This window comes from Allokutzneria oryzae (genome assembly GCF_042429765.1).
GTDB lineage: Bacteria > Actinomycetota > Actinomycetes > Mycobacteriales > Pseudonocardiaceae > Allokutzneria > Allokutzneria oryzae.
Genome location: NZ_JBHLZU010000020.1, coordinates 290,729 through 303,206 on the forward strand (window position 1 = coordinate 290,729; position 12,478 = coordinate 303,206).

The following is a 12,478-nucleotide window of genomic DNA, read 5'->3' on the forward strand; positions in this document are numbered from 1 at the left end:
GGAGTGCCATGACCTCGGAGCCTTCCGTGCGTTTCACAGGAAGGAGGCTGGGTTCATGGACGGCCCGGGTCGCAGTGCCCGCTATCGATCCACCACTACACCAAAAACCCGCTCGCGGGGGCGGATGGCAGCACTCTTCGGAGCAGCCCTGGTGTCCGCTCCGCTGCTTGCGGCCTGCGGCTCCGGCGACACCGGAGGCAACACGATCAACCTGTACGCGGCTCCTGAGGAGAACCTGCAGAAGGTCGTCGACAGCTGCAACGCGTCGGCGGGCGGCAAGTACCGCATCGTGTACAACAAGCTTCCGCGTGGCGCCGACGGTCAGCGCGAGCAGATGGTGCGCAGGCTCGCCGCGGGCGACGACGAGATGGACATCCTCTATCTCGACAGCCCGTGGCTCGCGGAGTTCGCCGAGGCCGGCTGGATCCGTGAGTGGACCGGCACGTACAAGGAGGAGGCCGAGCGCGGCGTCCTCGCCGGGCCGCTCGCGTCGACCCGCTACAAGGACCGGACCTACGCGGCGACGAAGAACACCAACGTCCAGCTGCTGTGGTACCGCGACGACGTGGTGACCAAGGCGCCGGAGACCTGGGCCGAGATGATCGCCCAGGCCAAGGAGCTCAAGGCCGCGGGCAAGCCCCACACCGCCGTGATGACCGGCGCGCAGTACGAGGGCCTGGTCGTGCAGTACAACACGATGGTGGCCTCGGCGGGCGGCAAGATCCTCTCCGAGGACGGTCTCAGCGCGGTGGTCGACGACAACGCCGTCCGTGCGCTGGCGACCCTCAAGGACTTCGCCACCTCCGGCATCGCGAGCGCGTCGCTGACCAACTCCCAGGAGGACGAGGTCCGGCGGGAGTTCGAGGCGGGCAACGCCGCGTTCCAGCTGAACTGGCCGTACGTCTACCCGGCGATGCAGGAGAACCAGCCGGAGCTGGCCAAGAAGTTCAAGTGGGCCCGCTACCCCGGCATCGACAAGGGCAAGCCGAGCAAGGTCACCATCGGTGGCGCGAACTACGGCGTCAGCGCGTACTCCACGAAGGCCGACCTGTCCTTCGAGGCGTCGCTGTGCCTGCGCAAGCCGGAGAACCAGCTCTTCTCGGCGCTCAACGACGGTGTCGCGCCGACGATCGAGTCGGTCTACGACCGGCCCGAGATGACCGAGAAGTACCCCATGAAGGAGACCATCCGCGAGGAGCTGCGGGACGCGGCGAACCGTCCGCTGACCGCCGCCTGGCAGAACGTCTCCACGGTGCTGTCCACCGTTCTCTCCCCGCCGGCGAGCATCGACCCGCAGAAGACCGCGGAGCGGCTGCGCACCGAGCTCCAGGCAGCGATTGACTCCAAGGGGGTCATGCCGTGAGTGACTCGTCCTTCGGCGACAGCGCTGTCGCGACGTCCGTGCTCAACAAGGGCGGCAAGGGCAAGCCCGTGCTGAGCGAGGGCAAGAAGGCGGAGCGTCGTCTCGGCCTGCTGTTGTGCGCGCCCGCCGCGATCATCATGATCGCGGTGACCGCGTGGCCGATCATCTACTCGTTCTGGCTGTCGCTGCAGCGCTACGACCTGAAGTTCCCCGACAAGCAGGAGTTCGTCGGGCTGGACAACTACGTCGCGGTGCTGAGCAGCCCGTACTGGTGGGACGCCTTCGGCATCACCGTGCTGCTGACCGTGGTCACCGTCATCGTCGAGCTGGTGCTCGGCATGGGGCTGGCCCTGGTGATGCACCGGACCCTGGTCGGACGTGGCCTGGTGCGGACCTCCGCGCTGATCCCGTACGGCATCGTCACCGTGGTCGCCGCGTTCTCGTGGCGCTACGCCTGGACCCCGGACACCGGCTACCTCGCCGGCTGGTTCGCGGGCGAGTCGGCCCCGCTGACGGACAAGCTGAGCGCGCTGGGCATCATCGCCGGCGCGGAGATCTGGAAGACGACGCCGTTCATGGCGCTGCTGCTGATGGCGGGTCTGGCCCTGGTGCCGGACGACATGCTCAAGGCCGCGGCGATGGACGGCGCGAACGGCTGGCAGCGGTTCACCAAGATCATGCTGCCGATGATGAAGCCGGCGATCCTGGTCGCGCTGCTGTTCCGCACGCTCGACGCGTTCCGGATCTTCGACAACATCTTCGTGCTGACCAGCGGGGCGCAGGGCACCTCGTCGGTGTCGATGCTGACGTACAGCAACCTGATCAAGGGGCTGAACCTCGGCATCGGTTCGACGATGTCCGTCCTGATCTTCGTTGCGGTGGCCATCATCGCGTTCGTCTTCATCAAGGTGTTCGGCACCTCGGCGCCGGGCAGTGACAACGGAGGTAAGCGCTGATGGCCGGCATCGGAGGTGCCGAAACGACGGGTAAGAAGGTCCGCTGGGGTCTGATCAACGTCGTTGTCGTCGTCTACGCGTTGTTCCCGGTGCTGTGGATCGCCTCGCTGTCCTTCAAGACCAAGAAGGCGATCAGCGACGGCGGTTTCTTCCCCACCGAGTGGACGCTGGACAACTACGCCGCGATCTTCTCCACCTCGGAGTTCATCCGGCCGCTGGTCAACTCGATCGGCATCGCGATCATCGCAACCTTGATCGCGGTGGTGTTCGGGACCATGGCGGCCTACGCGATCGCCCGGCTGGACTTCCCCGGCAAGCAGCTGCTCGTCGGTGTCTCGCTGCTGATCGCGATGTTCCCGCAGGTGTCGCTGGTCTCGCCGCTGTTCAACATCGAGCGCTCGCTCGGGCTGTTCGACACCTGGCCGGGCCTGATCCTGCCCTACATCACGTTCTCCCTGCCGCTGGCGATCTACACGCTCTCGGCGTTCTTCAAGGAGATCCCGTGGGAGCTGGAGAAGGCGGCCAAGATGGACGGCGCCACTCCGGGGCAGGCCTTCCAGAAGGTCATCGCCCCGCTCGCGGCGCCCGGCGTGTTCACCACGGCGATCCTGGTGTTCATCTTCTGCTGGAACGACTTCCTGTTCGCGATCTCGCTCACCTCGACCGAGGCGTCCAGGACCGTTCCCGCCGCGCTGGCGTTCTTCACGGGCAGCAGCCAGTTCGAAGACCCAACGGGGACCACCTCGGCCGCCGCCGTGGTGATCACCATTCCGATCATTCTTTTCGTGCTGTTCTTCCAGCGCCGAATCGTCGCCGGTCTGACGTCCGGCGCGGTCAAGGGGTAGGTGAGTCGTGGCCGACATCGTCCTGGACAAGGTGACGAAGAAGTATCCAGACGGCGCTTTGGCCGTTCAGGAAGTGAACCTCGAGATCGCCGATGGCGAGTTCATCATCCTGGTCGGGCCCTCGGGCTGCGGTAAGTCCACTACGCTGAACATGCTGGCAGGCCTTGAGGACATCACCTCCGGCGAGCTGCGCATCGGTGGTGAGCGGGTCAATGAGCGGGCGCCCAAGGACCGGGACATCGCGATGGTGTTCCAGTCCTACGCGCTCTACCCGCACATGACCGTCTTCGAGAACATGGCGTTCCCGCTGCGGCTCGCGAAGGTCGACAACAAGACCGTCGATGCCAAGGTCAGGGAAGCCGCCAAGATCCTCGATCTCGGTCAGCACCTGGAGCGCAAGCCGTCGAACCTCTCCGGTGGTCAGCGGCAGCGCGTTGCGATGGGACGCGCGATCGTGCGCAGCCCCAAGGCGTTCCTCATGGACGAACCACTGTCCAACCTGGACGCCAAGCTCCGCGTGCAGATGCGCACCGAGGTCTCCAGGCTGCAGAAGAACCTGGGCACCACCACCGTCTACGTGACCCACGACCAGACCGAGGCGATGACCCTCGGCGACCGTGTCGTGGTCATGCGTGGCGGTGCGGTGCAGCAGGTCGGTTCTCCGCAGTTCCTCTACGAGCAGCCGGCGAACCTCTTCGTCGCGGGCTTCATCGGCTCTCCTGCGATGAACTTCATCCCCGCGAAGCTGGAGAACGGCGCGCTCCGGACCTCGCTCGGCGACTTCCCGCTCAGCGATCGCACCCGGCAGAGCGTCGAGAAGTCCGGTGTGGGCCGCGACGTCATCGTCGGTGTCCGTCCCGAGCACTTCGAGGACGCTTCCCTGATCGACGACGCCGCCCGTGCCCGCGGTGCGGTGTTCAACGCCCAGGTCGACGTCCTTGAGTCGATGGGTTCGGACAAGTACGCCTACTTCTCGGTCTCCGGTGAGCGTGCGAGCTCGGCGGAGCTGGAGGAGCTGGCGGCGGACGCGGGTGTCACTGACCTGGGTGCCGACGGCGGCAGCCAGATCGTGACGCGGCTCGCGGCGGCCTCCTCGGCCACCGAGGGCGCCTCGCTCGACGTGTGGTTCGACTCCGACAAGGTCCAGCTGTTCGACCCGTCCAGCGGTAAGAACCTGACCTACTCGGCGTAAGTTCCGCCTCAGTGGCGTCGAAAGGCCGCATCCCCGGTTTCGGGGATGCGGCCTTCGTCGTCTCTACACCGCTGGGCAGCTCGTCCCAGGAGCGGGAAGCTCACCCGTGGTCAGGTAGCGGTGGACATGGCGGCGCACACAGGGATTCCCGCCTCGGTAGACCGCGTGCCCGCCGGTGGCGGGCAGGTATCGCGAGCCTGGAAGCTGTGCGGCCACACGCTTTCCGTGCTCGACCGGTGTGATCGTGTCGTTGCTGCCGCTGGTGATCAGCACCGGTGGCAGGCCGACCGGCCGGATCGGGTGCGGCGGGTGCGTGCCGGTCTTCGGCAGGCCATCGCAATGTCCGGTCATGCCCCAGACCGGATCGGCCCAGCCCACCCTCGGCGCGACGGTCCGGCGCAACTGCTCCTCAATCGCTTTGTGGCCAACGAATCCGGCATCGAACGGAAAATCCGCGCAGAGCATGGTGCGGGCGAGGCTGTTGTCCGGTGGCTGCTGCGGAGCCCTGCTGAGCGCGGTGGCATCGCCCGCGTCGGCTTCCGCGAGAGCCGTGGCGAGTGCGGGCCAACGGCGTTCGGCTGTCTGGTCCGCGACACGTGCGGCGATGGTTCCCGCGGACACGGTGACGCCAGAACCCGCTCCTGGGGCGGGAACCGGTGCTTTCGCGATCACTCTGTCGAACACCGCGAGAGCATCTTTGCCGTACAGGGCACAAGATTCAGCCTTGGCGCACCATTCGGCGAAGCGGTGGAGGTTGCGCTCGGTCGTGGCGGCCATCGGTGCCATCCACTCGAACAACCGCCGCTCGCCGTGGTCGAGCACGCTGTCCAAGAACATGCGCTCCACGTTGTGGGGGAACAACTCCGCGTAGGTTTGGCCGAACACCGTGCCGTACGAGTTGCCGTAGTAGCGGAGCTTGCGCTCGCCCAGCGCCTTGCGGATCGCGTTCATGTCGCGTGCGACCTGCCACGAGTTCACCTTGCCCACCAAAGGGCCCATGCCCGGAGAACAGGACCTCGCGAAGTTCGCGTTCGCCTCGCGGTAGTCGGTGAAAGCCTTGCGCTCCAAAGGAGAATCCACCGCCGCCGGGAATGGAGAAGGGCAGGAGACCCCATCACCCGCACCGAAGCCACGCGGGTCGAACATGACGACGTCGAACCACTGCGTCAGTTCCGCGTAGCTCGCTTTCGACAACCGGAAGCCCGGGATCGCCGCGGCGGGACCACCGGGATTCACCAGCAGCGCACCGAGTTTGCGCGTCTGGTCCCGCGCGGGCAGCTTCGCGAGGTTGACGGTGATCGGCGTGGAGTGCTTGGGGGAGGCCCAATCCGAGGGCACCGTGACGCCGGCGCACCGGAGCCCGTCACCGCAGTCCAGCCACCCGATCTCCGAGGCCACCGCTGTCGTGCCGCTCAAGGGCAGCAGGCTCAGCGCGGCGAGCGCGCCGAGGAGTCGTAATCTCATGCCACCAGGTTCGTGAGCCGGGCAGGGTGAATTCGTCCACCCATCGATAGATCTCGTCTCTTCGCGCGCAGGTCCCCTAACGCGCCGCGCTGCTGCGTGCGCGGGCTGGGCGGGCTGGCGTGGTCGGGTTTCTCGCGTTTTGTAGGCAAGATGTCCGAGAGAGCGCTCTCTTTTCGCATTTAGCCTACAAAACGCGAACGAAGAGCGTGTGAGATGGACGTCGGGGGAGTCGGTGGGATGACCGCATCGGTGCGTGCGCCTGGTTCGAGGCGGTCCCGCAAGGACTCGCCGAACACGGCTTGGTCATGCCGCGTGCCAGGACACGGCGCGGTCCTGCCGCGTGCGAGGGTGGCTTTCGCCCGCCCAGGGGACCCCCCAATTCCAGGATCGCCGACTGCCCGGAGAAACGACAAGGCCAGAACAGGGCTGGGTGGATCTCCACTCAGCACTCCCGCTGCTCGGATCCGCCGACGTCGTCAACGGCTCCTTCGGGGGCTCAGGCCGGCAGCTTCGGTTCGACGACGTCGGCGACCTTGCGGGCCAGGTCGCACGCGTCGATCGGGACCTGGGCCGCTTCCACGTTGGCCAGGACCTGGAGGGTGCCCGCGCCGAACTCCAGCCCCTGGGTGCACACGGGCTGCTGGTTCGCGGACAGGTAGCCCGGCCTCCCGTTGATCTCGTTGCGGGAGAACGAGGTGTGCTCGCGCTTCTCCGCGTCGGCGACCGTCACGTTCTCCTCGTGCACCACGAAGACCCGGAACCCGCGCGGTGACGCCAGCATGCAGCCGGTGGGCTTGTTCGCCATCCGCTGGCCGCGCGCGAGGTCGAGCGCCTTGAGGTCCGCTTCGGTGAACACCGCGCAGGTGTCCACGTGGGCGGGCGGCTTCGCGCCGGGCGCGGGCGTGGACCCACACCCGGCGGCGAACAGGAGCAGCAACGGGAGCACGCGCGCGCCGACCACAGCCAAGCGAGTCATGCCCACCACGCTAGCGTCGCTTCTTGCTCTGCCGCACCGCGTCGATCACCTCGTCGTCCCACCGGTGCGTCCTGATCAGCCGGAAGCGCTCGCCCGCGATGTGCAGGTACGCCTCGGCCTCGGTGCGCTCACCGACCAGGTCGGCCTGGCGCAGCATGCGCACGACCGGCACGAACTCCTCCTCGTACCAGCGCTTGGCCACGGTGAGCCGGTCGAGGAACTTGCCCTCGTCCTGCATCAGCCGGAAGCCCCACGCCTCCACGGTCTCGCCGAGCTCGGTGTACTCCCACGGGTCGCTCATCAGCACCGCCGCGCGGGCCTCACCGGGCAGCGGGACGCGCTCCAGGAACAGCCTGCGGTCGTTCTTGACCAGCAGGTCGTTGCGGTAGCGGATGTCGTAGGAGCCGATCTTGGTGCGCACCTCGGTCACGTGCGCCTCGATCGTGCGCAGGCCGAGCGCGTGCGCCACCGACACCCGGTGGTGCCCGTCCTTGACGAAGTGCAGCTCACCGACGCGGTAGACGTCGATCGGCGGAATGGACTCGCCGCGCCGCTGGGCCAGCGCCAACCGTTCCCACCGCTGGCGGGTCCGGCCGGAGGTGGGCCGGAAGTAGCGGTCGAAGTCCCTGGTGCGGTCGACGCTGCCGACGATCGAGTCGAGCTGGATCACCTGGAGCCCGAGCCGCCGCTCACCCTCCTGGCCGAGCGCGGAGATGACCTCGTTGTACGGCAGCATGATGTTGACGTCGTCCGGCTCGCGGCGCATCCACTTGGCCAGCCTCGACATGACCTGGCGCCTGCGGGCCCTGATGAAGTCGTTCTCCGCGTCGGCGCGAGGAAAACCGGTGTCACCGCGCATTCTTCGCCTCCTGTCCGCGCGAGGGGATCTCCATTACGTGATAGCCGACGACGTTGACCACCCGTGTTGACGCCAGTTGACGATCAGGTGTCGGCTCGCCGTGCGGGTGGATGTGCCCGTGCAGCATGAGGGGCGGCTCCAGCCTGCGCACGGCGTCGTGCAGGCAGGCGAAGCCGCGGTGCGGCGGGTCGTCGCGGTCGCCGCAGTCCTTCGGCGGGCTGTGGGTGAGCAGGACGTCCACGCCCCGCCCGTCGCGCAGGTGCCGCCAGCCCGCGAGCCGCGCCATCCGGCGGACCCGCCGCGCCTGCTGGCGCTCGGTCCACTGGTTGGGGCCGCGGTTGTAGCGGATGGAGCCGCCGATGCCCGCGATCCGCAGCCCGGCCGCGTCCACGACCCGGCCGTCGGCGTTCACGCCACCGGCGGGCCCCGGCCATCTGGTCGGTATCCCGCTCTTCGTCCACAAACCTCGCACGTTCGTATATCCGGTCAGGTCGGGGTCATGGTTACCAGGCACGAAGACGCACGGCCGGTCCAGCGCGTTGCTCAGATGCTCCAGATAGTCGTAGGGCAGATCACCCGCCGCGAGGATCAGATCGACCTCGATCTGCTGGATGTAAGAAGTCCACAGCTGTTCAACGACCTCGTCCGCCACCGCGAGCACCCTGACCACGCGCTGAGCTTATGGCCGATCGGGGCGGTGTGCGCCCTCACACGTCGGCCTGACGCGGCCGTTCTTAACGTGATGAAAATGACGAGTCGACGCGCGTTCGTGATCGGTGCGGCCACGGTGGGCCTGGTCGCTGTGCTCGGTGCTCCCGCGCTGGCCACATCGCCGCCCTTCCCCACGACGCTCCAGCTACCCGACAACTTCCAGCCCGAGGGCATCGCGATCGGTGCCACCACCGCTTACCTCGGCTCGCGCCGAGACGGATCGGTTTACCGCGTCGACCTCCGCACGGGGGAGGGGCGCACGCTCAGCGCCGGGCCGGGCAAGCCATCGCTCGGTATGAAGATCGACAAGCGCGGCAGGCTCTTCGTCGCAGGTGGCACTGGCGGCGACGCGCGGGTGATCGACAGCCGCAGCGGCAAGGTCCTCGCGAACTACGCGCTCGGCGGCGCGTTCGTCAACGACGTGGTGCTCACGGGGAACGCCGCGTTCTTCACCGACTCGCAGAAGGCCGTGTTGTACAAGCTTCCCCTCGGTCGTGGCGGCGCACTGCCCGCTCAGGCGGTGACCGTCGCGCTCGGCGGCGAGTGGGTGCAGGCGGCGGGGCTCAACGCCAACGGCATCGAGACCACGCCGGACGGCAAGGCACTGCTGGTGGTCAACAGCGGCTCCGGCAAGCTCTACCGCGTCGATCCGCGCACCGGGGCGGCCACGCTCGTCGACATCGGTGCGACCACCCTGACCAACGGCGACGGCCTGTTGCGGCAGGGACAAATCCTCTATGTGGTGCAGAACCGGCTCAACACGCTCACCGCACTCCGGCTCGACCGCGCGGGCACGAAGGGAGTCCTGTTCCGGCGGACCACCGATCCTCGCTTCGACACCCCGACCACCGTGGCTGCCTTTGGTGACCGGCTGTACCTGCCGAACGCCCGTTTCACCACAACGCCTGGCCCGAACGTGCCGTACAACGTCGTTGCCGTGCCTGGGTTCCAGTGAACCAACGTTGTCACGGCCGACCTCTGTGAACGGCTGGTAACGCTTGTTCGCAGCCGAGTGAATCGAGGATCGGGAGCGTGCGTTCGCCACATCGCCGGACTACCGTTCCACAGGTGCTCGTGGAGCTGTTTCGAGATGCGGCCCGCGGTTGCCAGTCACACAGCCCGCTCAACGCCACGTTGCTTCGCGCTGCGGCAGACGACCTCGCTGCTGGCGGCGTGACGACGAAGGTGATGGCCGGAAGTGAACTGGACCGCGGTGGCACCGTCCCCGGTCTTCGGTTCGCCGGTTCCGTGCACCGGCTCGTCCTCGAAGGCAAGGCGCCCGGCCTCGCCAGGCACTACCCCACCGTCGGCGGGCACCTGGAGCGCGACCGCCTCTGGGCCGACGCCGAGCCGGTGCTCGCCGAGCACGCCGACAAGCTCCGCGCGATGATCCGCGCGAACGTCGTGCAGACCAATGAACCCGCGCGCAGCGCCGCGCTCTACGGCGGCCTGCTCGTCGCCGCCGAGCGCGCCGCGAAGCACTCCGGTCGCGCCCGCCCCCTCCCCGTCCGGCTGCTGGAGATCGGCGCGAGCGGTGGCTTGAACCTGCGCCCGCACCTCTTCGGCTACCGCCTCGACGACGGCACCAGCTTCGGTGACAACGCCAGCCCGGTGCAGCTCGACCTGGCGTGGACCGGGCGGCCCCGCGCCAACCTCGCCATCCCGCTCATCGTTGCCGACCGGGCGGCGTGCGACATGAACCCGGTCGACGTGACCACCGAGGACGGCCGCAGGCACCTGTCCTCGTTCGTCTGGCCCGACCAGGTCAGTCGCTACCGGCGGTTGCAGGGCGCGATCGACCTCGCCCAGGACGACCCGGTCCCGGTGCACCGGGCCGAGGGGTCGGAGTGGTTGCGCGACCAGCTCGCCAAGAGCGCCACCGACATGGTCACCGTCGTGTGGCACTCGGTGGTGTGGCAGTACGCCCCGCCTCGGGAGCGCGCACGCGGTCGCGCCGTGCTCGCGGCCGCGGCGGCGAAGGCGACCAAGGACGCGCCGTTGGCACTGCTGGTCTTCGAACCGCGCCGTGGCAACGACCCCGCGGACCCGTACCGGTTCGACCTGCTGCTGCGGTTGTGGCCGGCCGGGATCTCGCTGCACCTCGGCACCGGCGTCGGCCACGGCGATCCGTTCACCTGGGACGAGCGTCACTGGATCTGAGGGGTTTCATTTCCGGGAAGGGCGGAGGTAGCCTTTCCGCGCTTGGTTTTCGTGCTGCGCGCAGGGAGGTGATCGCCGTGAGTCTGAGTCCGAGCGATCCCCCCAGTAGCCGCCAGGGCTGACTGGGCCCCCTTCTTTTCTTCCTCGCCGGATCGCGCCTTCTTTCGCGCGTCCGGGCCTTTTTCCTGCGCGCCGCCGGTTGTGCCCGCGGTGTGATTTGTGCTGCTCGTGATGTGAGGGCATTCCCATGTTCACTCGTGCTGTTTCCGCGCGCCCACGCCACGTTGTCGTCGATATCGCGGTCGCCGTCGGGGTGTGCGTTCTGCTCTGGCTGGTCATCAGGATCGGCTCGGGAGCGCTCGCGCCGTTCTCCCCGGCCGACGCGCCTTCGGCGATCGACACCGACCCGGCCGCGCTGCCCGGCTACGCGGGACGCTCCCTGCTGCGGATGTTCGCGGCGCTGGCCCTGTCGTTGCTGTTCACGCTGGTGGTCGGGGCGCTAGCGGCCAAGTCCGCCCGCGCCGAGAAGATCATCATTCCCGCGTTGGACATCCTCCAGTCGGTGCCCGTGCTCGCCTACCTCTCGGTCACCGTGACCGCGTTCATCGCGCTGTTCCCCGGCTCGGCGCTCGGCCTGGAGTCCGCGTCGGTCTTCGCGATCTTCACCTCGCAGGCGTGGAACCTGACATTCGCTTTCTACCAGTCGCTCGTGACGCAGTCGGCGGAGCTGGACGAAGCGGCAAGAGCGCTGCGCCTCACCCGCTGGCAGCGATTCTGGAAACTCGACGTGCCCGGATCGATGATCCCCCTGGTGTGGAACGGGATGATGAGCTTCGGCGGTGGCTGGTTCTTTCTCGTGCAGTCCGAGGCGATCAGCGTGCTGAACCAGAAGTTCGCTTTGCCGGGAATCGGCAGCTATGTCGCCGCCGCGTCCGCCGAGGAGAGGACCGACCTCCTGCTGCTCGCCGTGGGCGCGATGATCATCATGGTGGTCGCGGTGAACGTGCTGTTCTGGCGGCCGCTGACGGCGTGGGCGCAGCGGTTCCGGATCGAGCTGTCCGAGTCGGCCGCCGCCCCGCGCAGCCTGCTGCTCGACCTGCTCCGGCGCTCCCGCCTGCCGGGTCTCCTCGGCCGTGGTCTGCGCCCGGTGGGGGAGGGGATCGACCGCGCGGCAAGGGTTTTCGGCAGGACCGGCGCGGCCCGTCCACCCCGTTCGCGGGACGCGTCGGCATTGCTGGTCGTGCTCGTCGTGGTCGGTTCCTGGCTGGTCGCCGACTACGTCTCCGCGACAACGGGCTGGGCCGAGGTCGCGCACGCCGCCGGGCTCGGGCTGATCACGCTCTGCCGGGTGCTCGTCGTGGTGGTCGCCGCGTCGCTGCTGTGGGTGCCGATCGGGGTGTGGATCGGGATGAACCCACGGGTGAGCCGTCTTGCCCAGCCCGTGGTGCAAGTGCTGGCGAGCTTCCCCGCGAACTTCCTCTTCCCTTTCGCCGCGGCGGTTTTCGCGGCCTGGCACGTCGGCCTCGGCTGGGGCGGCACCCTGCTGATGAGCCTCGGCGCGCAGTGGTACGTGCTGTTCAACGCGATCGCGGGGGCCAGCGCGATCCCCAACGACCTGCGCGAGGCGGCGACGAACCTGCGGCTGAGCCGATGGCAGCGCTGGCGTTTCCTGGTCCTTCCCGCGATCTTCCCCGCCTACGTGACCGGGGCGCTGACCGCGGCGGGCGGCGCGTGGAACGCCTCGATCGTCGCCGAGGTGATCACCTACGGCCCGACCCGGCTGGAGGCGAACGGCCTGGGCGCCTACATCACCAACGCCACCGAACTCGGTGACATGCCAAGGGTTTTCGTCGGTGTCGTGGTCATGAGCGCCTTCGTCGTCGGTATCAACCGCGTGTTCTGGCGACGCCTGCACCGCCTGTCCGAGCACTACGCGATCCAGTGAGGAGCCC

The 12,478-nt window shown here is 68.0% G+C and carries 11 protein-coding genes; 7 read left to right on the forward strand and 4 right to left on the reverse strand.

The features are described 5' to 3' along the window. Positions 1–124 precede the first annotated feature (124 nt). From ACFFQA_RS25785 to ACFFQA_RS25800, 4 genes are read left to right on the forward strand one after another with little or no spacing between them, the layout of a single operon-like run. On the forward strand, positions 125–1,363 hold the full coding sequence (locus tag ACFFQA_RS25785) for an ABC transporter substrate-binding protein (protein ID WP_377857339.1): 1,239 nt from the start codon (positions 125–127) through the stop codon (positions 1,361–1,363). After that, positions 1,360–2,319, forward strand: a complete 960-nt coding sequence (locus tag ACFFQA_RS25790; RefSeq protein WP_377857342.1) for a carbohydrate ABC transporter permease — start codon at positions 1,360–1,362, stop codon at positions 2,317–2,319. Before ACFFQA_RS25785 ends, ACFFQA_RS25790 begins: the two co-directional genes overlap by 4 nt. After that, complete coding sequence (locus ACFFQA_RS25795; RefSeq protein ID WP_377857345.1) at positions 2,319–3,164, forward strand: carbohydrate ABC transporter permease; 846 nt, start codon at positions 2,319–2,321, stop codon at positions 3,162–3,164. Before ACFFQA_RS25790 ends, ACFFQA_RS25795 begins: the two co-directional genes overlap by 1 nt. A gap of 7 nt (positions 3,165–3,171) precedes the next feature. Next, the gene (locus tag ACFFQA_RS25800; protein ID WP_377857348.1) at positions 3,172–4,356 is read left to right on the forward strand and encodes an ABC transporter ATP-binding protein; all 1,185 of its coding nucleotides are present in this window, start codon (positions 3,172–3,174) and stop codon (positions 4,354–4,356) included. 63 nt (positions 4,357–4,419) lie between these two features. Here the strand turns inward: ACFFQA_RS25800 and ACFFQA_RS25805 are convergent, their stop codons facing one another. The 4 genes from ACFFQA_RS25805 to ACFFQA_RS25820 all read right to left on the reverse strand — a co-directional run bounded on the left by ACFFQA_RS25805 (position 4,420) and on the right by ACFFQA_RS25820 (position 8,325). Next, positions 4,420–5,820: an alpha/beta hydrolase gene (locus ACFFQA_RS25805; RefSeq protein WP_377857351.1), complete on the reverse strand. Its 1,401-nt coding sequence runs from the start codon at positions 5,818–5,820 to the stop codon at positions 4,420–4,422. Positions 5,821–6,316: 496 nt separating this feature from the next. Beyond that, complete coding sequence (locus ACFFQA_RS25810) at positions 6,317–6,796, reverse strand: DUF3558 family protein (protein WP_377857354.1); 480 nt, start codon at positions 6,794–6,796, stop codon at positions 6,317–6,319. Positions 6,797–6,806: 10 nt separating this feature from the next. Continuing rightward, complete coding sequence (locus ACFFQA_RS25815; RefSeq protein ID WP_377857356.1) at positions 6,807–7,655, reverse strand: chromosome partitioning protein ParB; 849 nt, start codon at positions 7,653–7,655, stop codon at positions 6,807–6,809. Continuing rightward, complete coding sequence (locus tag ACFFQA_RS25820) at positions 7,645–8,325, reverse strand: metallophosphoesterase family protein (RefSeq protein WP_377857359.1); 681 nt, start codon at positions 8,323–8,325, stop codon at positions 7,645–7,647. The genes ACFFQA_RS25815 and ACFFQA_RS25820 overlap by 11 nt, the downstream gene beginning before the upstream one ends. Before the next feature lie 78 nt (positions 8,326–8,403). Here ACFFQA_RS25820 and ACFFQA_RS25825 point away from each other — a divergent pair, with 78 nt between their 5' ends. The 3 genes from ACFFQA_RS25825 to ACFFQA_RS25835 all read left to right on the forward strand — a co-directional run bounded on the left by ACFFQA_RS25825 (position 8,404) and on the right by ACFFQA_RS25835 (position 12,471). Next, entirely contained in the window at positions 8,404–9,321 is a 918-nt protein-coding gene (locus tag ACFFQA_RS25825; protein WP_377857362.1) for a superoxide dismutase, read from the forward strand. A gap of 119 nt (positions 9,322–9,440) precedes the next feature. Then, positions 9,441–10,526, forward strand: a complete 1,086-nt coding sequence (locus ACFFQA_RS25830) for a DUF2332 domain-containing protein (RefSeq protein WP_377857707.1) — start codon at positions 9,441–9,443, stop codon at positions 10,524–10,526. Between the two features lie 247 nt (positions 10,527–10,773). Further along, a complete protein-coding gene (locus ACFFQA_RS25835) occupies positions 10,774–12,471 on the forward strand; it encodes an ABC transporter permease (RefSeq protein WP_377857365.1) in 1,698 nt (565 codons plus the stop codon). Positions 12,472–12,478 lie beyond the last annotated feature (7 nt).

What these genes read in the sequence shown, in the direction of transcription:
- ACFFQA_RS25785 (WP_377857339.1), top strand. Translation starts at nt 125, where the DNA reads ATGGCAGCACTCTTCGGAGCAGCCCTGGTGTCCGCTCCGCTGCTTGCG.
- ACFFQA_RS25795 (WP_377857345.1), top strand. Translation starts at nt 2,319, where the DNA reads ATGGCCGGCATCGGAGGTGCCGAAACGACGGGTAAGAAGGTCCGCTGG.
- ACFFQA_RS25805 (WP_377857351.1), bottom strand. Translation starts at nt 5,820, where the DNA reads ATGAGATTACGACTCCTCGGCGCGCTCGCCGCGCTGAGCCTGCTGCCC.
- ACFFQA_RS25810 (WP_377857354.1), bottom strand. Translation starts at nt 6,796, where the DNA reads ATGACTCGCTTGGCTGTGGTCGGCGCGCGCGTGCTCCCGTTGCTGCTC.
- ACFFQA_RS25815 (WP_377857356.1), bottom strand. Translation starts at nt 7,655, where the DNA reads ATGCGCGGTGACACCGGTTTTCCTCGCGCCGACGCGGAGAACGACTTC.
- ACFFQA_RS25825 (WP_377857362.1), top strand. Translation starts at nt 8,404, where the DNA reads ATGACGAGTCGACGCGCGTTCGTGATCGGTGCGGCCACGGTGGGCCTG.
- ACFFQA_RS25835 (WP_377857365.1), top strand. Translation starts at nt 10,774, where the DNA reads ATGTTCACTCGTGCTGTTTCCGCGCGCCCACGCCACGTTGTCGTCGAT.